General features: G+C 71.7%; 19 protein-coding genes and 2 pseudogenes. 14 read left to right on the top strand and 7 right to left on the bottom strand.

Annotated elements, in window-relative coordinates; all coding sequences use genetic code 11:
* Positions 1–125 precede the first annotated feature (125 nt).
* From ACIQHQ_RS19095 to ACIQHQ_RS19075, 5 genes are read left to right on the top strand one after another with little or no spacing between them, the layout of a single operon-like run.
* Entirely contained in the window at positions 126–656 is a 531-nt protein-coding gene (locus tag ACIQHQ_RS19095; RefSeq protein WP_402613052.1) for an RNA polymerase sigma factor, read from the top strand.
* Positions 653–1,477, top strand: coding sequence for a zf-HC2 domain-containing protein (locus ACIQHQ_RS19090; protein ID WP_402613051.1), 825 nt, complete (start codon positions 653–655; stop codon positions 1,475–1,477). The genes ACIQHQ_RS19095 and ACIQHQ_RS19090 overlap by 4 nt, the downstream gene beginning before the upstream one ends.
* Positions 1,474–2,307: an ABC transporter ATP-binding protein gene (locus ACIQHQ_RS19085; protein ID WP_402613050.1), complete on the top strand. Its 834-nt coding sequence runs from the start codon at positions 1,474–1,476 to the stop codon at positions 2,305–2,307. Before ACIQHQ_RS19090 ends, ACIQHQ_RS19085 begins: the two co-directional genes overlap by 4 nt.
* A complete protein-coding gene (locus tag ACIQHQ_RS19080; RefSeq protein ID WP_402613049.1) occupies positions 2,304–3,701 on the top strand; it encodes a hypothetical protein in 1,398 nt (465 codons plus the stop codon). The genes ACIQHQ_RS19085 and ACIQHQ_RS19080 overlap by 4 nt, the downstream gene beginning before the upstream one ends.
* Complete coding sequence (locus ACIQHQ_RS19075; RefSeq protein ID WP_402613048.1) at positions 3,698–4,273, top strand: hypothetical protein; 576 nt, start codon at positions 3,698–3,700, stop codon at positions 4,271–4,273. The genes ACIQHQ_RS19080 and ACIQHQ_RS19075 overlap by 4 nt, the downstream gene beginning before the upstream one ends.
* A 622-nt stretch (positions 4,274–4,895) precedes the next feature.
* On the opposite strand, the gene ACIQHQ_RS19070 is transcribed toward ACIQHQ_RS19075, so the two are convergent.
* Both ACIQHQ_RS19070 and ACIQHQ_RS19065 read right to left on the bottom strand, forming a co-directional pair.
* Positions 4,896–6,194, bottom strand: a complete 1,299-nt coding sequence (locus ACIQHQ_RS19070) for a serine hydrolase domain-containing protein (RefSeq protein WP_402613047.1) — start codon at positions 6,192–6,194, stop codon at positions 4,896–4,898.
* 312 nt (positions 6,195–6,506) lie between these two features.
* A pseudogene (locus ACIQHQ_RS19065) lies at positions 6,507–6,684 on the bottom strand (lipase family protein); the annotation flags it as partial.
* A gap of 265 nt (positions 6,685–6,949) precedes the next feature.
* Between ACIQHQ_RS19065 and ACIQHQ_RS19060 the strand changes: the two are divergent.
* Complete coding sequence (locus ACIQHQ_RS19060; protein ID WP_402613046.1) at positions 6,950–7,993, top strand: fatty acid desaturase family protein; 1,044 nt, start codon at positions 6,950–6,952, stop codon at positions 7,991–7,993.
* A 19-nt stretch (positions 7,994–8,012) separates the two neighbouring features.
* Here the strand turns inward: ACIQHQ_RS19060 and amaP are convergent.
* The 3 genes and pseudogenes from amaP to ACIQHQ_RS19045 form a co-directional block, all read right to left on the bottom strand.
* Positions 8,013–8,548: pseudogene (gene amaP, locus ACIQHQ_RS19055) on the bottom strand (alkaline shock response membrane anchor protein AmaP).
* A gap of 82 nt (positions 8,549–8,630) precedes the next feature.
* Positions 8,631–8,858, bottom strand: coding sequence for a hypothetical protein (locus ACIQHQ_RS19050; RefSeq protein WP_402613045.1), 228 nt, complete (start codon positions 8,856–8,858; stop codon positions 8,631–8,633).
* Between the two features lie 46 nt (positions 8,859–8,904).
* Positions 8,905–9,336: an Asp23/Gls24 family envelope stress response protein gene (locus ACIQHQ_RS19045; protein WP_402613044.1), complete on the bottom strand. Its 432-nt coding sequence runs from the start codon at positions 9,334–9,336 to the stop codon at positions 8,905–8,907.
* A gap of 101 nt (positions 9,337–9,437) precedes the next feature.
* On the opposite strand from ACIQHQ_RS19045, the gene ACIQHQ_RS19040 reads away from it, so the two are divergent.
* Together ACIQHQ_RS19040 and ACIQHQ_RS19035 are read left to right on the top strand one after the other, a co-directional pair.
* On the top strand, positions 9,438–10,217 hold the full coding sequence (locus ACIQHQ_RS19040) for a hypothetical protein (RefSeq protein WP_402613043.1): 780 nt from the start codon (positions 9,438–9,440) through the stop codon (positions 10,215–10,217).
* Positions 10,218–11,070: 853 nt separating this feature from the next.
* Positions 11,071–12,789, top strand: coding sequence for a SpoIIE family protein phosphatase (locus ACIQHQ_RS19035; RefSeq protein ID WP_402613042.1), 1,719 nt, complete (start codon positions 11,071–11,073; stop codon positions 12,787–12,789).
* Positions 12,790–13,438: 649 nt separating this feature from the next.
* Here the strand turns inward: ACIQHQ_RS19035 and ACIQHQ_RS19030 are convergent.
* Entirely contained in the window at positions 13,439–14,035 is a 597-nt protein-coding gene (locus ACIQHQ_RS19030) for a TetR/AcrR family transcriptional regulator (protein ID WP_402613041.1), read from the bottom strand.
* Positions 14,036–14,124: 89 nt separating this feature from the next.
* Here ACIQHQ_RS19030 and ACIQHQ_RS19025 point away from each other — a divergent pair, with 89 nt between their 5' ends.
* Together ACIQHQ_RS19025 and ACIQHQ_RS19020 are read left to right on the top strand one after the other, a co-directional pair.
* Positions 14,125–14,982, top strand: coding sequence for an alpha/beta fold hydrolase (locus ACIQHQ_RS19025; protein WP_402613040.1), 858 nt, complete (start codon positions 14,125–14,127; stop codon positions 14,980–14,982).
* Positions 14,983–15,147: 165 nt separating this feature from the next.
* Positions 15,148–15,612 (top strand): DUF5990 family protein, encoded by a 465-nt coding sequence (locus ACIQHQ_RS19020; protein WP_402613039.1) that lies wholly within the window; start codon positions 15,148–15,150, stop codon positions 15,610–15,612.
* Positions 15,613–15,657: 45 nt separating this feature from the next.
* Here the strand turns inward: ACIQHQ_RS19020 and ACIQHQ_RS19015 are convergent, their stop codons facing one another.
* Entirely contained in the window at positions 15,658–17,058 is a 1,401-nt protein-coding gene (locus ACIQHQ_RS19015; protein WP_402613038.1) for a phosphatase PAP2 family protein, read from the bottom strand.
* Positions 17,059–17,970: 912 nt separating this feature from the next.
* On the opposite strand from ACIQHQ_RS19015, the gene ACIQHQ_RS19010 reads away from it, so the two are divergent.
* The 4 genes from ACIQHQ_RS19010 to ACIQHQ_RS18995 all read left to right on the top strand — a co-directional run bounded on the left by ACIQHQ_RS19010 (position 17,971) and on the right by ACIQHQ_RS18995 (position 20,955).
* Positions 17,971–18,174, top strand: coding sequence for a cold-shock protein (locus ACIQHQ_RS19010; protein ID WP_028799214.1), 204 nt, complete (start codon positions 17,971–17,973; stop codon positions 18,172–18,174).
* Positions 18,175–18,353: 179 nt separating this feature from the next.
* Entirely contained in the window at positions 18,354–19,838 is a 1,485-nt protein-coding gene (locus ACIQHQ_RS19005) for a DEAD/DEAH box helicase (protein WP_402613037.1), read from the top strand.
* A 44-nt stretch (positions 19,839–19,882) separates the two neighbouring features.
* Complete coding sequence (locus ACIQHQ_RS19000) at positions 19,883–20,116, top strand: CBS domain-containing protein (RefSeq protein WP_402613036.1); 234 nt, start codon at positions 19,883–19,885, stop codon at positions 20,114–20,116.
* A 488-nt stretch (positions 20,117–20,604) separates the two neighbouring features.
* The gene (locus ACIQHQ_RS18995) at positions 20,605–20,955 is read left to right on the top strand and encodes a MerR family transcriptional regulator (RefSeq protein ID WP_402613035.1); all 351 of its coding nucleotides are present in this window, start codon (positions 20,605–20,607) and stop codon (positions 20,953–20,955) included.
* Positions 20,956–21,138: the final 183 nt, after the last annotated feature.

The raw sequence follows: 21,138 nt of genomic DNA, 5'->3' as shown, positions 1-21,138 counted from the left end.
TGAGACGCCGTCGCGCCGAGGCGACCGGGTCACCACATATGACGGGTATCACATCGGGGGGAAAACCCGTCGTACGGGCCGGGCGTCTAGTGGGTGTGAGATCAGGCAGGAAGGCGCCGGGGGACATGGACGAGGAGCGCCTCGTCCGGCTGGTGGCCAGGGGGGACCGCGCGGCGTTCGAGGAGCTGTACCGCCGTACGTCACCGTGGCTGGCGGTGCGGCTGCGCCGCCGCTGCGCGGACGAGCAGATCGTCGCCGAGGTCATGCAGGAGACGTATCTGGCGGTGTGGCGCGCGGCGGGCGCGTTCGCCGGAACCGCGGTGGGAGGGACGGCCGTCGGCTGGCTGTGGACGATCGCGGCACGCCGTCTCGTCGACGCGTTCCGGCGCCGGGCCCACCACGCGCAGCCGCCGCCCGCGGCCGCCGCGCAGCCCGTGGCGCCCGCCGCCGAGGAGGAGGCGCTCGCGGCGACCGTCGACGGTGACGTCGGGGACGCACTGCGGCGCCTCGCGCCGGAGCTCAGACAGGTATTGCAGGCCATGGTGCTCGACGGACTGTCCGTCCGGGAGACCGCGGTCCTGCTCGGGCTGCCCGAGGGGACGGTCAAGACCCGTGCCCGCCGGGCCCGGATCGCGATGCGGAAGGCGCTGGCATGAGCGTGGAACACGCGTCGATGCGGATCATCGACGGTTACGCGCGCGGCGATGAGGACATCGCCGCCGACGAGGTGTGGGCCCTGGAGGCCCACCTGGAGACGTGCCGGGTGTGCCGTGACCGGCTGTCGGCCGCCGTCGCGTCGCAGGTGCCTGCCGTGGCGGCGCTGGTCGGCACCGTGTGGTCCGACCTCGGACCCCGGCTGGCCGCCGCCACCCCGGTGCCGCGCCGACGGTACCGGTCGGCGTGGCTGTCGAGGTGGCTGACGCCCACGATGGTGCCGTGGCTGGCCATGGCCGTGAGCGTGACCCTGCTCGCGCTGCTGCTCGAGCTGGCCGGCACCGGCACCGGCACCGGCGAGGTGTCGCTGGTGCTGCTGCTCGCCCCGGTCCTGCCCGTGCTCGGCGTCGCGGCGTCCTGGTCACGGGGCCTGGACCCGGCGTACGAGCTGACGGCCTCGGTGCCGAGGGCGGGGCTGTACCTGGTGCTGCGGCGAACCGTGTCCGTGCTCGCCGTGATCGTCCCCGCGCTGCTGGTCGGCGGATGGGTGACGGGGGTGACGGCCGCGCAGTGGCTGCTGCCCTGTCTGGCCTTCACCTCGACGACTCTGGCGCTCGGCGGTGTCATCGGCGTGACCCGTGCCGCCGTCGCACTGGTGGCCGTGTGGGCCGCCGTCATCGTGGTGCCGACGCTGGCCGCCAGCCGTACGTCCTTCGCCCTGCAGACGGGCGGCCTGCCCGTGTGGGGGCTGGTCCTCACCCTCGGCATCGGTGTCCTGATCGCCCGCAGGGGCGCGTACTCGGTGCTGGGAGCCCATGAATGACCATCGGAAAGGAACATCACATGAGGACCGCGGTGAGCGCGGCCGACGTCGCGCCGACGGCCTACGCCTGGCAGATCAAGGCCACCGGGCTGAAGGTCAAAGTCGGCAGGAAACGGATGGCGGTCGACGGGCTCGACCTGTCGCTGGGCACCGGCGTGCACGGTCTGCTCGGCCCCAACGGGGCGGGCAAGACCACCCTCATCCGGACACTGGCCACCGTGCTACGCCCCACCGAGGGCACTCTGGAGCTGCTCGGCGAGTCCGCGGGCGGCATGGGCGAGCACCGTGTGCTGCGCCGCCGGATCGGCTATCTGCCGCAGGAGTTCGGCTACTACAAGCGCTTCACGGTGCGCGAGTTCGTCGAGTACATGGCGTGGCTGAAGGAGGTGCCCAAGGCGGACATCCCCGGGGCGGTCCAGCGTGCCGTGGAGCGGGTCGGTCTGGCGGACCGCGCCGACGAGCGGATGAAGGCCCTGTCGGGCGGCATGGTGCGGCGGGTCGGCATCGCCCAGGCCATCGTCAACGATCCGTCGATCCTGCTGCTGGACGAGCCGACGGTCGGCCTGGACCCGGCACAGCGGCTGCGTTTTCGCGAGCTGCTTCAGGAGGTGGGTACGGACACCTGCGTGCTCGTCTCGACCCACCTGGTGGAGGACGTCGCCGCCGCCTGCACCGACGTGGTGCTCTTCGCCGAGGGCCGGCTGGCCTTCCAGGGCACCCCGGACGAGCTGGCTGCGGCGGGCGGCCCCGAGCACGTGGGCGACAGTCCGCTGGAGCGCGGCTACTCGGCGCTGCTGCGGGGCCCCGCCCAGGAAAGGGGCACGTGGTGAATGTCCGTATCCTGCGTATCGAGCTGAGACGCTCCGTCGCCCCGTGGGCCGGCCTCGTGGTCCTGACGAGCGCGCTGACGTTCCTGTACCTGCTGGACGCCGAGTGGTGGCGGGGCACCACGGCGTGGACGGCGCAGTGGACGCCCCTGGCGATGTGGACCCGCTCCCTGCTGTTCTACCTGTGGCCGCTGGCCGTGGGGCTCGGGGCGCTTCAGGGCCTGCGCGACCACCGCTCGAAGATGTCCGAGCTGCTGACGAGCACGCCGCGGCCCGCCCGGCACCGCGCCGCCACCCTGGCGGGCACGACGGCGATCACACTGGCCTCGGCCTATGCGCTCCTCGTCCTCGTGGGCGGGGCCCAGGTGTTCACCAACTCCGGGTACACGCACCTCGGGTGGCTGCCGGTCTCGCTGGTGGGGGCACTCTTCCTCGTCGCGGGTGCCGTGCTGGGCATGGGGGCCGGACGGGCCCTGCCGTCCGCGCTCACCCCGCCCGCGCTGACCATGAGCGCCTTCGTGTTCACGGCCCTCATGCACATGTCGATGGGCCGGACGGAGACGACCACGGCGACGGGCATCACGAGCACGGAGCCGAACCGGGTCTCCCTGCTGTCACCGGCGGTGCAGGAGGTGCGCGATGTGCTCGTCACCCTCTCCGCCTCCGTGCACGTCGGGCAGACGATCTGGCTGCTCGGCATGGCCACGACCGGCTTCGCGCTGCTGGTCGCCGCGACCTGGCGCGCCCGGCTGATCGCCCTGACGCCCGTCCTGGCGGGCGCCGTGATCGCCCTGCTCGTCCTGCCTTCCGATCCGCGCCGGATGTACGTCGTCGACGAGGCCGCCGCGGAGCTGGTGTGCGACGGCCCGGTGTGCGTGACGAAGACGCACCGGGCGCGACTGGCCGAACTGGCGGGCCCCGGCAAGGAGGCACTGCGCCTGCTGCACGGCGCCCTGGGCGGCCAGGCGCCGGTCTCGGTCCAGGAGAACACCTCCGTGCTGCCGGACGGCGCCATGCCGCGGTGGTCCCGCAAGACCGTGCTCTTCGACTTCGACGACGGCGTCATCGCCGCCGCGAAGGGCGAGGCGCTGACCCGGGCCCTGATCGCCAAGGGCATGGTGCCGGGGTGCACCCCCGTCGGCTGGAGCGGCTTCGGGGGAGACGAATACGCGCAGACCGTCGCGGCCGGCTGGGTCCTCGGGGACCTCAGGCCGCTTCCCGGCATGGAGTCAGCAGGTGTGCGCCGCGAGGTCGACGCCGCGACCCGCCCGGTGTGGAAGGAACTCAAGGCGCTTGAGCGGGCCGAGCAGCTGTCGCGGATCAACGCGATGCGCGCCGCCGCGCTCTCCTGCGAGGGTGACCCGTTCGAGGTGCTGTCCGGCGGTGCGTCCCGATGAGATGGCTGACGCTGTACGCGCGCTCGCGTCAGGTACCCGCGTCGCTCGCCCTCCTGGTGTTCGGCGCGGTGGCGGTGTGGGCGCTCACCCGGGACGGCGGTGCGGGGCCCGGGGATCCACGGGCGGCCGCGCTCGTTCTCGCTACGGGGGCGATGGCGTTCTCGATCGGGCTCGGCGGGCAGGACCTCGCACTCGACCGGGCGGCCGCGATCCGCTGGGCGCCCCGCAGGGCGGCGCACGTGCTGCTCGCCGGCGCGGTCGTCGCCGCGGTACTGCTGGCAGTGCAGACCATGGGTGAGGACATCACCACCGCCGCGTTCGTCGTCCGGGACAGCGCGGGCCTGATGGGACTGGCCGCCCTGGGCGCGGCGCTCTCCGGAGGGCAGTTCGGGTGGGCGCTGCCGTTCGCCTGGCTCTCGTTCTCGTTCTTCGCCCCCGCCCCGACGAGTGCGCCGATGCAGGTGGCGACCTGGATGTTGCTGCCGCCCGGCACGGCGGCGGGCACTTGGACGGCCGTGGTCCTCGCGGTCACCGGCACCACGGTCTACGCCTTCGCGGGACCGAGGCGGTAGCCGCTCCGGGCCACGATCGGGGGACGGCCGTGATCGTCGCGCCGTCCCCTGTGGCGCTTCGTGTCCCACGGTGACGCAACGGTGGGTGGTGGCCGATCGCCTCGGCCACCACCCACCGCTTCGGTCACGTCGGCGGGCGGGAACGCGGCGTACGTCCGAGGTCCCGCACCGAGCCCTTCAGGACTTGTCCTCGATCCTGCCGGCGAGGGCCGACCGGCGGCCCCTCGAAACCGAACAGCTGGATCCGCACCGCCTCCTCCGGCTCGGTCACCCCGTCGATTGGCGTCGGCGATCCGCCAGCCGAATGCGAAACTGACACCGGACGGCCTGGGAAGCCTCACAGATTCGAGCCGCTGAGGCTGCGGTCGGCAGCATTGATCAAGAGGGGGCACCCCAGGGCAGATGCTCGCGGGCGGCGACCCACACCACGTCCCGTTCCGCCGGACACCATCTTCGTCTACCAAGAGATGCATGGCGCGGGGGCGAGGCCGAAATACCGATGACCAGGGTGCGTTCCGGCCTTTTCGGCGTCAGTGGCGGCTGTCGCCGTTGTGAAGGCACGGTAGTGGTGGTCGTCCTGGGCAAGGCTTCGTCCGTACGTGCGGACCGGACTGGGCCGGTCTCAGCGGCGGGTGACCCACTCAACCGAGGAGAGGTCCGCGCCGGGCAGTCCCTCGGGAAGCGATCGCCGGGCGTCCGCGGCCGCCGCCGCACGGGACTTCGGCGCCCGGCAGAGCGCCTGGACGATGTGCACGTTGATGGCGTCGTCGATCGCGCTCCGCTCCAGCGCGGTGCCGTCCTCGTTGAGGCGCTGGTACTTCATGAGGTTCCAGCCCATGGCGAGTTGGCGCTTTCCGTCGCGGCTGGACAACGCGATCGTGCCGGCTCCGAAGACCGCTCCGTCGTGGCCCCAGAAGCGGCCGCAGCCGGGCAGGTCGAGCGTGTAGATGCCGAGGCCGTAGTCGATACCGGTGCCGCCGACGGTGACGCGGACCGTGCGCAGCATCTCCTCCAGGGCCGCCGGTCCGATCAACCTGCCCGCCAGCAGGCCGCGGTAGAAGCGGTTCAGGTCGTCGGTGGTCGAGACGATCGAGCCTGCGGTGGACGCCCAGGACATGTTGTAGACGCTGTAGTCACGAGGCGGGTCGATCAGGCCGTAGAACGATTCGTACATCCGGGAGTGCGGGCCCTTGATGTACGGGGTACGTGGATAGTAGGTGGCGCGCAGCCCGGCCCGGTCTATGACGTTGCGGGTGATGTACGTCCCGGCGTCCTGGCCGGTGACCTTCTCCAGGATCAGCCCGGCGATCACGTAGTTGGTGTTGGAGTACGACCCGGGCTGCTCGCCGGGCCGTCCCGTGGCGGGTGCCGTCAGACCGAGCCGCACCAGTTCCTCGGGCCGGATGGAACGGAAGCGTTCTTCGTCGAGGCTGGCCGTCGATTTGTTCGCGAGGGACGGGAAGGCGCCCACCAGGTAGTCGCCGATCCCGCTGGTGTGGTTGAGGAGCATCCGCACGGTCACCTCCCGGCCCCGCTCCCCCTCGACCAGGTCCGGGAGGTACTCGCCGATGGGCGCGTCGAGCCGTATGCGGCCGCGTTCCACCTGCTGGAGCACCGCGACGGCGGTGAACGTCTTGCTGATGCTGCCCACGCGGTGCCGCATGCCGGGCCTGACCGGACGTCCGGTGTCGATGTCGGCGAGTCCGGACGCGCCGGTCCACCGCTCGGCCCCCTCACGGACGGACGAGTAGCTGCCGTACATGCCCGCTTCGTGGACAGCACCCAGCGTGCTGCGCAGAGCGGCACGGTCTAAGGCCTCGGTCGCCGACGCGTTTTCGGTGTCGGCTGATGCAGTCGGCACCACGGTGGCGGTCAGCAATGTGGCGCCGAGGACGATTCCGATGAATCGGGTGATGCGCAAGGCTTGTCCCTTCCTTGGTCTCGGCCGATGTCGGAGTAATCGTCATGGGCCATCAACGTGCCTTACATCCTCCCTGCGGATGATCACCGGCGGGACAGCGTCCTGACATGCCATCACCTTTCGGGACTCGTCCGGGGCTCTCCACGCACAGGTCGGCACCGCCGAGCGGCACGAGCCGTGATGCGAACCCCGCAGCACGGCACCGCCCCGGAGGGTGGATCGCCGTTCCTGCGCGGTGCAGCGGGTTACCGCGCCGAACGAGCGACGCTCGTCCGGCGGCCGCCGTGCTGGGCGGGCCGCCGGATGGCTCCCTCAGGGCTGGAAGGGCATCGTCCAGCAGTTGGACGCGGCCGGTTCGCCCTCCAGACGGTCGGCGAGCCAGGAGATCGCCGCTTGCTGGTCGGTGAGGAGGGGGGGCGAGGTGGTTGGTGAGGATCCTGTCGCCGAGGTTGGGCAGATCGACGGCCGTGTAGATGACGTTGTCGCCCTCCTACCGGCACCGTGAGAAGGCCCGTTGGGTCGGCCCGCGCGCGTTCCGATCTCCGACGCGGCCGGCACTCCCGCGCTGCGGTGCCCCGGGCGCCTCTCCAAGGCCTGTGCTGAGGCGGTGTGAGACCTGTCCGGCAGGGAACCCCATGCAGAGGAGGGCCTGCGCGGCCGTCGGCCGACGAAGCAGCAAGCGACCCCGTCCGCGGGCCGGTATCAGCGGCCCCGGCGCGGCGCCGATCTTCCCTCCCGGAGAGAGTGTCACCCTCATGGCCACGAACACCACGGTCCGCCCCCCGCCCCCGGGGACGGCCGGCAGCGACTTCGCCCGCCTGTCCAGAAAGATCGCCGATGCCGGCCTGATGCGGCGCCGTCCCGGCTACTACGCACTGCGGATCACGGTCGTGGCCGGGCTCTACGTCAGCGGATGGGCGGCCGTCGCACTCCTCGGCGACAGTTGGTGGACCCTTGCGGTCGCCGCTTTCCTGGCCGTCGTGTTCGGCCAGGTCGCCCTGCTCGCGCATGACGCGGCCCACCGCCAGGTGTTCCGCCGGCGCCGGGCCAGCGAGGTGTCCGGACGGATGGCCGGCGCCGGCATCGGGATGGGCTACGGCTGGTGGCAGGACAAGCACACCCGCCACCACGCCAACCCCAACCACGAGGAACTCGACCCCGACCTCGACCCCGACCTGCTGGTCTGGTCCCAGGACCAGGCCCGGGCCGCCAAGGGACTCCCCCGACTGATCGGCCGCTGGCAGGCGTTCCTGTTCTTCCCGCTCCTCACGCTGGAAGGCTTCAACCTCCACGTGTCGAGTGTGAAGGCGCTGGCCAATCGCTCACTCAAGCACCGAGGGCTCGACGGGGCCCTGCTGTTCGGGCACTTCGTCGTCTATCTGAGCGTCCTGTTCTGGCTGCTGCCGCTCGGTATGGCGTTCGCGTTCCTCGCCGTCCACCAGTGCCTGTTCGGCGTCTACCTCGGCTCCCTCTTCGCGCCCAACCACAAGGGCATGCCGATCCTGAAGGGCGAGGACCGCCCGGACTTTTTGCGCCGTCAGGTGCTCACCTCGCGCAACGTCAGCGGCGGCCGGCTCACCGACATCGCTCTGGGCGGGCTGAACCACCAGATCGAGCACCACCTGTTCCCCAGCATGCCCAGCCCCAACCTGCGCAAGGCCCGGACCATCGTCCGGCGCTACTGCGAGGAGCTGGGCGTGGACTACGTAGAGACCGGGCTGATCACCTCCTACCGGCTGGCCCTCCTCAGTCTCCATCAGGCCGGAGCACCGCTCCGGAACGCACGGGTCCCCGCGTAGGAGCCCCGGAACGCGGCGTTCACACGACCCGGTCGGCGCGGTGACGGGCTTCCCGGAGCCGGACCTTCGACGGCAGGCGGTCCAGGCCCGCCGACTCCCGCGCGTGGGCGAGCGTCTCGCGGCTCAGTCGCTCCAGCGTCCGTTCCGGGTCCGCGTGCGGCTCCAGCACCAGCCGCACGCGCGCGGTCGGAGCGGCACGGCGGCCCGCCAGCCGTACCGTCGCCCGCGAGACCCCGTCCAAGGCCTGCGCCTCCTCCTTGATGACGCCCTCCAGCGCGCGGCCGTCGAGAGGGGACGCCGCGCCGTCTTCGCTGTCGACGAGGACCTCGCCCAGGCGGTGTCTGCGCTGTAGCGAGCAGCCACCACAGCAGGACCAGCAGCACGGCGAGCCCCGCGATGACGGTCGGCCACCACCATCCCTTCGTCCCGCCACCGGAGGCGTCCCTCGGTGCCCAGCACCACGTCGTCCGGTCCGTGGAAGGGCCACCGGCCCGGCATGCCGAAGTCCCAGCGGCGCTGAAGGTCCAGCCCGCCCAGGAGTACGCCGCCGCCCAGGACGAAGAGACGACCCGGTCGGCGACGGTGATCGCCCCGCGCTCCCGGCGGGGGATGCCAGGGCGCCGGCCGGTCTCACCGGTCACTGCCGCCAGTCTCCCCGGGCACGTCGCCGGTCATCGCGGATCCGGTCCTGCCGGTCTCGGCGGCGGACGAAGTCGCCCGGCTCGAGGTCACCTTCCGTCAACCGCCCGACCACGAGACCGACGGCGCCCAGCCCGAGCACCAGCACGAAGGCCCAGAAGCTGCCGAAATAGGCGGCGAACCCCAGCGCCATTCCCGCGATCAGGCCCACCACGGCCCTGCTCATCACGCGCTCCTTCACTCAAGCGGGCTGCTCCGCCCCGGCGTCCTCGCTACCGGATCCGCTGCCGCTCTTCCTCTTCGTCCTCCTCGTCGGGGAGCTGCACGTCGCTGACCCTGATGTTGACTTCCACGACGTCCCGGCCCGCCATCCGTTCCACCGCGGAGATCACGTTCTCCCGCACCTCACCGGCCACGTCCGTGAGGGAGACGCCGTAGTCGACGACGATCTCCAGATCGATGGCCGCCTGCTGCTCACCGACCTCGACGCTGACCCCGCGCGTGACGGACTTGCCGCCACCGGCGCCGGGCACCCGCTCGCGCACGGAGCCCATCGAGCGCGCGAATCCGCTGCCCAGGGCATAGACGCCGCGCACGTCCCGCGCCGCCATTCCGGCGATCTTCTCCACCACCACGTCGGCGATCTTCGTCCGTCCGCGGGGCCCGGGCGCTCCACCGTGCCTTACGCCGGTGTTCTCAGTCATCGGGATATTCCTCCCTCAACAAGCCCGGCTATCGCATCTTTCCAATATATTCCTTCTAATATGCATCAAGGGGATTAGGGCGGAAAAGGAATGAGAGGCCAGTGAAAACTGAGACGTGGACGCAGGCGGCCCGACATCAGTACGAGCTGGGCCGGCTGCTCCCGCTCGGTGGGTCCGAGGACGGGACATGGATCACCGAGCAAGCAGCCGTCCGGGCCCTCAGAGGTGCTGTCACCGGGATTCCCGACGCCCGGCTGGACTCCGTGCGCATCGGGGCGGCACCGCTCGAGCCCGTGTCCGAGCCGGCCGTCCGTCCGCCGGTCGGCGCGCTACCGCCAGGCCCGCTCAGGATGGAGGCCGCCTTCACGGCCTCCCTCGGGCGACCACTGCCGCAGACCGCCGAACAGGTGAGGAGCGCACTGCTCCGCGCGGCCACCGAAGAACTGGGCCTGGCCGTCGTGACAGCTGACCTGAGCGTCACGGATCTCGACGAGGGCCCGGAGACGATCGTCAGGCCGCCGATCGCAAGGAAGGCCATGAGGCCACAGCGGGAAGCCACAGCCGGGCTCAGCTCGCCCATGACCGCGACGGGACCCACCGGGACGCTGGCCGGTGTCGCGGCGGCCGTTCCTGGCGTCGCCCGCCTCACCACGGTGCCGGGAGGCCGCCCGATCACGGTGAAGCACGAGGGCGATCCGCCCGGCCTCCGCATCGAGGTCCAGATCGCGGTCGTCCCCGGACACCACCCGCTGGAAGTCGCCCGCGCCGTCCGGGCCGCAGTGGCGGAGGCAGCCGCCTCCGCCACTCCCGGCCCGGTCACCGCCGCCGTTGTCATCACAGAAACCGCGCTTCGGCCGGCCGGAGACAAGCGGCAGCCGTGACCCGTTGGACGACAAGGCTGACGTCATCACGTTCTGATTCAGTCATCCGAGCAGTACCGGCACCCCTGACTCGGGGTGCCGGTACCCTGACGTCTCGCCTCTGACCCATGCATGCGACGGAGCCCCTGAGCGCACCCCCACTCCGCCGGCGTCCGCGCTCGGTGTCGTCCTGATCGCCGCAACGGCTGCCTGCAGCACCGAGAGCTCCGCCGAGTGCGCCGGACCGCCTCCGGCCGCCCAGAGCTCCGCGCCGCACCGGCGTCACTCGGGATCAGAACGGACGGCCCGGGCCGCAAGCGCACCGGGCAAGCCGGCCGAGGCTCGGGCTCGCGGCACGCCGAGCACGGAGGCGGCCCGCGGCGGTGCAACGACTTCAGCGGCTCCAGCGACTGCCACGAGCCGTCCCGCGGCCCGGGGCTCCTCACGGTCCTGGCCATGAGCCCCGCCCAGCGCCCGAACCGACGCGGGCGATCACGGTTTCCCCAGCTGCGAGCACAAGTTCGATTCTCGTCATCCGCCGCAGGTGAGACCCCCAGGTCAGCGACCCGGGGGTTCCTCGTCGTCCACGGCGGGCCGGGGCCGGGGTTGAAGCCGTGTTCACCGAGCGGGCGCTGTTGCGGCACGCTGGGCCTGTGCCGTACAGGGTGGTCGCCGCTCGGTTCGCACGCGGGGCGAAGAGGCCGGGCACAGTGCGCGGGGGCGGCGAACAGCGTCTCGCGCCGAGGGAACGCATGACCTGACGCGATCACCGAGCCGATCGGCACCGGGTCGGGGGATCATCGATCCACCGGTGTGTCGGTCCGCCGATGCGCCCGCGGTCTTCGGAGAGGGTTTCCATGACGGAGGGGGCGGCATGGTGGAGGGTGTGGAAGGTGAAGGGCGGTGGCGATCGGCGGCCGAGCCGGGATTCTGGCAGCGGGTCGTCGGACAGCTGGGCACGGCCCTGATCGTGGCGGATCCCGCCGGGCGGATCCTCGCGGTCAATCCGGCCGCCGAGCGGCTGCTGGGGCGCGCCGCGTCGTCGATGCGCGGGCAGGACGCACACGACCTGCTGCACCGCGACGCGGACGGCGGCAGCGTCCCCCGGGAGCAGTGCCCGCTCGTGCGGGCCCTGGCCGCAAGGGCCGAGGCACGCGGGGAGGGCCACCTCTGCCGGCGCGGTGACGGCCACCTGGTCGCGATCTCCTGGTCCGCTTCTCCCCTGACGGACGACGGCGTCTTCATGGGCATGGCCGTGCTGTTCACCGACGCGGCCGCCGACCGCAGCGCGCGTCGGGAGCGTGCGGCCTACACACGTGCTCTGGAGAACCTCACCGAGCGGCTGACGCTGGTCGCGGAGATCACCGACGTGCTCGGTCAGACGCTGGAGACCGATGAGGCCCTCGCCCGGCTGGGCCGCCTGCTGGTTCCGCACCTCGCCGACTGGGCGGCGGTGGACCTCCGGGTCGGTTCCGGACAGGTCCACCGTGTGGCGGTGACGGGTCCGGGCGGGCGGGACGCCGCACAGGAGGACTGGCACGAGCGCCTTCCCGAGCCCGGGGAGGAAGCCCGCTCCCCTCTGGTCCAGGTGCTGAACGGCGGTGATCCCGTCCTGCAGCGCGAGGCGGACGTGACCGCACCGACCGACTCGGCCCTGGCCGCCGTGCACAGCGGCTTCCTGCGGGCCGCCCGTGCCACCTCCGCCGTCACGGTGCCGCTGGGCTCCCGGCAGCAGGTCACCGGCGCCCTGACACTGGTGCGCACCGACCCGGCGCACCCCTTCGACACCGACGACCTGACCGTGGTGAGCGACATCGGCCGCCGGGTCGGCCTGGTCATCGACAACGCCCGCCGCTTCGGCCGCCAGCGTGCCGTCGCCGAGGCCATGCAGCGCAACCTGCTCGCCCCGCTGCCCCAGCCCGGCCGCCTGCGGCTCGCCGCCCGCTACCAGCCCGCCCCGGCCGGCTCCCAGGTGGGCGGCGACTGGTACGACGCGTTCGAGCGGAAGGACGGCACGCTCGCGCTGGTGATCGGCGACGTCGTGGGCCACGACCTGACCGCGGCGGCCGGAATGGCGCAACTGCACGGCATTCTGCGCTCACTGGCCTGGGACCACAGCGGCCCGCCCGGTGCCGTCGTCGACCGCCTCGACGACGCCATGCCCGCCATCACCACCGTCCCCATGGCCACCCTCGTCCTCGCCCTGCTCGAAGGCGACCCGCACACCGGCCCGTGGACGCTGCGGTGGACCAGCGCGGGGCACCCGCCGCCCCTCCTGCTGACCCAGGACGGACAGGCGCGGTACCTCGAAGCGGGACAGGGGGTCCTCCTCGGCGCCCCTCCGGGCACCGGCGCCGGCCGGCCGAGCGCCGCGGAGGTCCTGCCGCCGGGTTCCACCCTGCTGCTCTACACCGACGGTCTGATCGAGATTCCCGGCAGCGATCTGGACACCGGCCTCGCCCGTCTGCGCCACCACGCCCTCGCGCTCGCCCACGAGCCGCTGGACGCGCTGTGTGACCAGCTGCCCGCCCGCATGCCGCCCGGCAGCACGGACGACGTGGCCCTCCTCGCCCTGCGCCTGCCGTCGCCGTGAGGCCTGGCCGCGGTGCGGCGGGAGACGGTGCTCAGGCCTCGAAGACCGGAACGCGCAACGGGCCGAGCGGAGGTGTGCCGCCCTCGATGGAGCGCCACGCCCAGGACAGCAGCGCCTCGACGGTCCTGCGGTCGGAGCGGTTCACCAGCGTGACGCGACGGCGGCACCCTGGTCGGTGAGCAGCCGTTTCCGCAGCCGAGGAAGTGGTTGAAGCTGAGCGGCGTCGCCGGCTCGGCGTGGTCGATGCGGCCCTCCAGCTGAGGGCAGAAGCGCAAGACCTGGCCCAGCAGTTCCTCGGTCAGCCTGTCCTTGAGGCGCTCGTGGTCGGCGCCCCGGCGCATCCACGCGCTTCCCGCGTACGGCTCGAACAACGACCAGGTGGTCAGTCCCGCGATGTCGATGGTGGTGCGTCCCGGATACCGGCTTTCCCACGACGGGTCCTTCACGGACGGGAAGGTGAGGAAATACGTCGGGCATGGCACGGTGCTCGAGGTCGGCCTCGAAGGCGGCGAGGGCGGTCGGCGTCGTCGGGGCGGTGACGCTCGGCGATCGGTGAGGCTCGGGCCTCGCGCCGCGATCCTGCGCTCGGTCCCGCGAAGGACCCGCGACCGGTCCGGGCAGGGGTGGGGCGCCTGTCGGCTCGGTGGACTCAGCTCTCGTGGGTCTGCGCGATGGCCGCGCGCAACAGCTCGGCCATCGACCGGCCGGCCACCCGCAGGGGCTCCGGATCGCGGGCGGCCCGGGCGAGCACGAACGCTCCCTCCAGGATCATGACCATCGATTGGGCGAGCGACCGCGCCGCGCCCTCGTCGCCGACCCAGCGGCGGAACCACTGTTCACCGGCGCCGACCCACTCGGCGAAGACCTCCGCGGTCGCGACCCGCAGGACCTCGTTGGTACTGGCGACCTCCAACGCCACCGTCGCGATCGGGCACGCGTCGGCGTAATCGCTCGCGGCGAGGTCGTCCGCCGCCGCCTCGAAGGCGTGCACGACGGACTCGACCGGGTCCGGAACACTGTCCAGCAGCGCCATCACCATCCGGCCGTACGCGGCTCCGGAGGCGCGGATCGTGTGCTCGGCCAGTTGCTGCTTGCCGCCGGGGAAGAAGTGGTAGATCGAGCCGAAGGGCGCTTCCGCTTCCGTGGCGATCCGCTTCAGGCCGGTGCCCGAGTAGCCGTTGCGACGGAACAGCGTCGTGGCCGCGCCCTGGATCCTGGTCCGCGTGTCGGGCGGTCCCTCTCCCATGATTCCTCACCCCTTCGGCGCCGCGGTCTTGGCATGCCCGGTCGGCCTTCACTACATTACAGTAGAACGATCTATCAAGTGGGGGTGCGATGCCGGAGATCGAGCTGTCGTCCGGACCGATCGACTACCAGGACACCGGCGGCGAAGGGCCGGTGCTGGTGTTCGGCCACGGTCTGCCGATGAACGAGTCGCAGTGGCGCAAGGTGGTTCCCCTGCTCGACGGGTACCGCTGCGTGCTGCCCACACTGCCTCTGGGCGGCCATCGCCGGCCGATGAACCCGGACGCCGACCTCTCCCACCGTGGTGTAGCGCGACTGCTGGGTGAGTTCATCGAACGGCTGGGTCTGGACGAGGTGACCCTCGTCCTCAACGACTGGGGCGGTGGCCAGTTCCTGGTGGCGGAGGAGGAGGGCCGCAGGGTCGCGCGGATGGTGCTGGTGGCCTGCGAGGCGTTCGACAACTTCCCGCCCGGACCGGCCAAGGCGTTGGCGACCGTGTGCAGGGTTCCCGGCGGCGTACGGCTGCTGACGCGGCTGATGCGCGTGCCCGCCTTCCGGAACAACCGCAACGGATACGGCGGGATGAGCCTGCGAGGGATTCCGGACGAGATCCTCGACGACTGGTTCGCCCCCGCGACCCGGAGCAGGGCCATCCGCCGGGACTTCGCCAAGTTCGCCACCTCGGCGCCCAAGCGCGAGACCTTTCTGGCATGGAGTGAGCGGCTGCGTGACTTCGACCGCCCGGTGCTGGTCGTCTGGGCGACCGAGGACCGGTTGATGCCGCGTGAACACGGGCCGCGGCTGGCGGCGTTGTATCCGAAGGGCCGGCTGGTCGAGATCGCCGGCTCGTCCACCCTCGTCCCGGAGGACCAGCCGGAACAACTCGCCCACGCACTGACCGAGTTCCTGACCGGAACCGGAGCGGAGCCGGTCCGGCCCGCCGGCTGAACGCCAGGGCGGCCGGCCGCCCGCTACCGCCCCGTCGGCCGGCGGAAGCGGCGTGGTGCTGCGACCTTCTGTCGCGGCGGTGCGCAGCGCTGTCACGACCACGCTGACCGCCTCCCCGACCCCGTGACCGGACCCCGGGAAGGGCAGGAGGGGATGATGGCCGTCATGCGCATCCGCATCGACGCCGTCGACCTGCCCGGTCTCACCCGCCCCGCCTCCGCCGACGGCGAAGTGCCCGCCCGCCGCAACATCCACGTCGCCGTGCAACGCCGCGACCGTCCGGCCGAACTCCTCGATCCACAGCCCGGCGACGCGTCGTCCGCGACCTGGACCCTGGAGTGCACCACGAGTACCTCGCCGGCCGGCACCGAGGTCCGGGGGCCGTACGTGCAGGACCGTCTGGGCCGGCGGTTCATCTACCTGTCCTGGGGGACGGTCGACGAGTCGGGCATGTTCACGATGTTCCGTCGCGCCAAGCTCATGCTCGATGTCATCCCCGCCGATGTGCTCGCCGCCGCGGCACGCGAAGGACTGCTGGTCGGACGCCTCGGCCTGACCGACGCGCAGGGCGGGCCCCTGTGCGCACGGGTCGAGCCCCCGCACATCACCTGGACCGCTGTACGCGGATAAGGGACTTCGCCCCCGCCGCTCCGTCTCGGAGCGGCGGGCGGGGGGTCAGCGCAGCTCCGGTGACGGAGCCTGCGCGGGAGCAGGACCTTCGTGCTCTTCGGTCACGGCGTCCTGCCGTGCGGTGTCCGCTTCCGGGGCCCGGGGGCCGCCCAGCCGCACAGTGGGACTCCCGGCGGGTTCGGCCGGGTCGGCCGGGTCGGCCGCCCACTGTGCGGTGGTCCGTACGTAGCCGTGGATCACCGAGGCCATCGCCAGGAGGACAACGGGCCCGGACACCTCCGGATACCGGGCCATGTCCATCGGCAGGTAGCGGTACGACAGCAGGAGCGCGACGAAGATCGTGGTGCCGTGGACGACCAGCCGGATCCCTCGCCGGTCCCAGCCGCGCTGGAGCGAGCGCAGGGCTGCTTCGATGGTGAGGGCGAAGACCACGCCGGCGACGAGGTCCACGCCGTAGTGGTAGCCGAATCCCAGGGTCGCGGCGAGCGTGGTGATCAGCCAGAACGTGCCCGCGTACCGCAGGGTCCGCGGGGCCCTGCGGGTATGGATGAAGATCGCGACGGCCCACGCCGTGTGCAGGCTGGGCATGCAGTTGCGGGGCGTGATCCCGTCGTACGTCATCGGGACCGGGGTGCTGATCGGCAGTGACGCGTGCGGCCACAGGTTGGCCGCCGCCCACTCCACGCCGCCGGTGCCGGAGGCGCCGGGGCCGTAGGCGAAGACCGGGCCGACCACCGGGAAGAGCATGTAGATGCCCGGCCCGAGAAGGCCGATCACCAGGAAGGTGCGCACCAGGTGATGGCTCGGGAAGCGGCGCTCGACCGGCACGTGGCGCAGCTGGTGGAAGGCGACGACGACCGCGGCCACCGCGAGCTGGCCGTAGACCAGTTGGAGAACATGACTGCTGACCGGGTCGGTGGCCTCGACCAGCCGGCCCGCCAGCCATGACGGGTTGCCGAGCGCGTGATCGGCCATCGCCACGTACTGGTCCAGGACCGTCGGGCGGGTCTTGGACGTGATGAGCAGCCAGGTGTCGCCGATCTTGCGGGCGGCCACCAGCAACAGGCCCAGGCCGACGCCCTTGAGCAGCAGGACGCGGTCACCGCCGGTGCGGCGCGTGACGGCGATGACCGCGAAGCCCAGCATCACCCACAGCGCACCGGTGCCGAGGACGTGGCCGTCGGACATGTCGGCGCCCACAGCCCATCGCACCGGCAGGAGGGCGGCGTCGATACCCAGGGCGGCGCCTGCCGCGACGAGCCGTTGGCGCCAGGTGAGCACCACCGTCATCAGCACCAGACCGCCGTACAGGGGGCCCGCCTTGGGAGCGAGGATCAGGGCCTGTACCTGGGTGGTGATCGGCCCCGGTTCGCCGTAGCGGCGGGCGGCGATCTCCAGCGCGACGAGAAATCCGCACGCGACCACGGCCGCCGCGATCCACAGCATCGCGCGCCCCTGGCGCCACGTGCCCCGTGACGTCATGCCGCTTGTTCGCGAAGACACCCGCGATGCCCTGGCTTTCAATCTTTTGGCCGATTCATCCGAATGGCTGGGGAGACGGAGCGCGATGGCGGAACCATCGCGAGCTCGAACATGCTATCGGAGTGTCGGCGGATGTCAGGGCCCCATGCCGGGACCGCCCTCTCACGGGCTCACCCGCATCGCCCTCCGGACCAGCCCCGCCACAGGCCGGGACCTGCCGTGGGGCGGCCAGGCGATCAGTGGGGTGACCGCCGGGGGCGTGGTGTCGAACGGCAGGTGCAGCAGCGCCACGCCGGCCCGGCGTCGCGCAGCATCGGGCCCTGTTCGCCCATGCCGCACAGGAGCACATCGACGGGGACCGCGTCGGGTTCGGCCGCGCGGACGCCGAGCAGCGTCTCTCTCGACGCCGCCCGGCGGCGGTCCGGCCGGCGGCTTCTTCGAGGACGAGGGAGTGGCGCCCCGGTAGCGCGGCGGGAGCCACGGGCACATCCGCACGGGTGATGTGACCTTCGTCGCGGGAGCGGGATCCCGGCGTGTTCGCCGCCGTGCCGCGCGCTGACGGCGGTGGCGGCCGCTCACCCCCGTCTACAGAGGTCACAGCCCCGGCACGCGCGGGCACGACAGGAAGGGGCGCGCCCCCGGACGGCAATATCTGTGCTCGCAAAATGAGAAATAGAAGCGGGGCCCGCCGAATATTCCTCGCACGCCGTCCCGCACGGAGATTTCGCACGTCACCGGCCCGATCGCACCGTGCTACTGTCGATCTCAGTTGCAGGTGTGGTTGCCAGAAGGTTCATTTCCTACGGGGTAATCATCACGGCGACACGGAATTCACACAGGGTGGATTCCCGAAACCGCCTCCGAAGGAGAAACAAAATGGCTACTGGCACCGTGAAGTGGTTCAACGCGGAAAAGGGCTTCGGCTTCATCGAGCAGGACGGCGGCGGCGCCGACGTCTTCGCCCACTACTCGAACATCGCCACCCAGGGCTTCCGCGAGCTGCTGGAAGGCCAGAAGGTGTCGTTCGACATCGCGCAGGGCCAGAAGGGCCCGACGGCCGAGAACATCGTGCCCGCCTGACACCGGCGCTCGCGCATATTTCGCAGCTGGGGCCCGCACCTCTGGGGTGCGGGCCCCAGCTCGCTGCTTTTTCCCGCCGGTCCGAACCGGCCGTATCGATTCGGCTCGTCTCGAGATTCTCTGCGCCGCTCCTCTGCTGCGGATTTTCCTTGCTACGTGCCCATCAAGGAAGGTCCCGCATGAAGCGCGCCCACACATCCCGTACCCGTGACCGTTTCTCCACAGGCGACGGCGCCGGCCGCCGCTCCGGTGCTCCGCGCCGCGCCCAGGGCTTCGGCAGCCGCCGGGCCCCCCAGGGCGAGTTCGCCCTGCCGAAGACGGTCACACCCCCGCTGCCCGCCGTCGAGGCGTTCGCCGACCTCGACATGCCCGCGCGGCTGTTGGCCACGCTCGGCCGCGAAGGCGTGACCGCGCCGTTCCCGATCCAGGGTGCGACCCTGCCGAACTCGCTGGCCGGCCGCGACGTCCTGGGCCGTGGCCGCACCGGCTCGGGCAAGACCCTGGCCTTCGGTCTCGCCGTCCTGGCCCGTACGGCGGGGCAGCGTGCCGAGCCGCGGCAGCCGCTCGCCCTCGTCCTCGTGCCCACCCGTGAGCTCGCCCAGCAGGTCACCGACGCGCTCACTCCGTACGCCCGCTCCGTGAGCCTGCGGCTGGCCACCGTCGTCGGCGGGATGTCCCTCGGCAGGCAGGCCGGCGCGCTGCGCTCCGGGGCCGAGGTCGTCGTCGCGACGCCCGGCCGGCTCAAGGACCTCATCGACCGGGGCGACTGCCGCCTGAACGATGTCGGCATCACGGTGCTCGACGAGGCCGACCAGATGGCCGACATGGGCTTCATGCCGCAGGTCACCGCCCTGCTCGACCAGGTACGGCCGGGCGGACAGCGGATGCTGTTCTCCGCCACCCTGGACCGCAACGTCGACCGGCTGGTCCGCACCTACCTGCACGACCCGGTGGTGCACTCCGTCGACCCCTCCGCGGGCGCGGTCACCACGATGGAGCACCACGTCCTCCACGTGCACGACGCGGACAAGCACCGGACGACCACCGAGATCGCGGCGCGCGACGGCCGGGTGATCATGTTCCTCGACACCAAGCACGCGGTGGACCGGCTGACCGCTCACCTGCTGAGCAGCGGCGTGCGCGCCGCGGCCCTGCACGGCGGCAAGTCCCAGCCGCAGCGGACCCGGACCCTCGCCCAGTTCAAGAGCGGGGACGTGACCGTACTGGTGGCGACCAACGTCGCAGCCCGCGGCATCCACGTCGACAACCTCGACCTGGTCGTCAACGTGGACCCGCCCAGCGACCACAAGGACTACCTGCACCGCGGCGGCCGTACCGCCCGCGCCGGCGAGTCCGGCAGCGTGGTCACCCTGGTGACCCCGGCCCAGCGTCGTGGCATGAGCCGGCTGATGACGTCCGCCGGCATCACCCCGCAGGTCGCCCAGGTACGGTCCGGCGAGGCGGAACTGAGCCGCATCACCGGCGCCCAGGCCCCTTCCGGTGTCCCGGTCGTCATCCCCGCGCCGCGCGCGGAACGCCCCCGCGGCGCCTCCGCCCCGTCCCGGGGCCGCCGGGGCCGCCGTCCCGCCGGCCAGGGCCGCCCCGTCGGCGAGGCGGGGCGCCCCAGGGGTCAGCGGCGGACCGGTTTCGGCTCGGCTGCGTAGAGCCCCGCGCCCACCAGCCACCCCCTTCACGGCAGGAGACACCCATGACGCCGGTACAGGCGCAGCACCACCCCATGGCACATGCGCCGCGGATCAGTGACGACATGACGGTCGAGGTGGCGCTGTCCCTGATGGCCGGGGCCCGGGTCGACCACCTCGTCCTCTGCGACGGGGACGACCGGAGCACGGGCCTGGTCACCCTGGCGGGGCTCAGCGTTCTCCGGGACGCCCCCGCCTACACGGACCGGGTCCGGGTCCGGGACCTCCCGCAGGGGTGAAGCTCGGGCGGTCAGCCGCCACCAGGAACCAGTGAGGGCCCTGCCGACGCGCGTCGGCAGGGCCCTCATTGCCATGTGCGGGCCCGCCGTCCTCCTCCGTCCGCCGGCCGGGACCCCCGGAACCCTGCACCACCTGAACTCTAAAATCTATCTTTGCCAGAGTAGACATTGGCACTCGCCGCGATTACTCTTCTTCGTGTTGACACAGTCAGACACAGTCGAGCGAGACGCAAGGAAGGACGGAGGAGCAGACGCCATCAGGATCGCCCGGCCCGGGAGGCTCTCGGTCCGGGTACCGCAAGACCCCGGAATGGATGGTGGTCCCCGGTCACGCAGCCGCGATCCCCGCACCCCTCCCGTTGCCGGGCCGGGGAGCGGAAACAGAAGGTCGGCACAGCATGAGGGCCGACAGATGGTGTTGAATTTCCTTCGGGGCCCTGGTGCCGTACGGCACCAGGGCCCCTCGACGCGTTGTACTACGAGGTGACATGGAAGCAGAAACCCCGCTCAGCGACCGGCTGGACGACGACGACTACCCCGCCTACACCATGGGCAGGGCCGCAGAGATGCTCGGCACCACCCCGGGCTTCCTGCGAGCCATCGGCGAGGCCCGCCTGATCACTCCGCTGCGCTCGGAGGGCGGACACCGCCGCTACTCCCGCTACCAGCTGCGGATCGCCGCGCGCGCCCGCGAGCTCGTCGACCGGGGTACGCCGATCGAGGCCGCCTGCCGCATCGTCATCCTCGAGGACCAGCTCGAAGAGGCTCAGCGCATCAACGCCGAGTACCGCCGCGCCGCGAACCAGGCGGCCGCCGGATCCGAGCCCGGTCCGAGCTGATCGGGTGAAGGCCGGGGGCCGGCCCACCGCCCCATGAGAACCCCAGGTCGGCGGCCTGGGGTTTGTTGTCGCCCCGTCCGATCCGGAATCCGCCCCAGGGTGAACCGGCCCCCGGTCATCAGGTCAACCGTCCCGGACCCTTGACTCGTTCGGCGGCAGTGGCGATTCTCGTCACACTTTGCG

It is taken from the genome of Streptomyces sp. NPDC092370, from assembly GCF_044755265.1.
GTDB lineage: Bacteria > Actinomycetota > Actinomycetes > Streptomycetales > Streptomycetaceae > Streptomyces.
The sequence above is the reverse complement of the archived record's forward strand: the minus strand, read 5'-3'. Positions and strand labels throughout refer to the sequence as shown.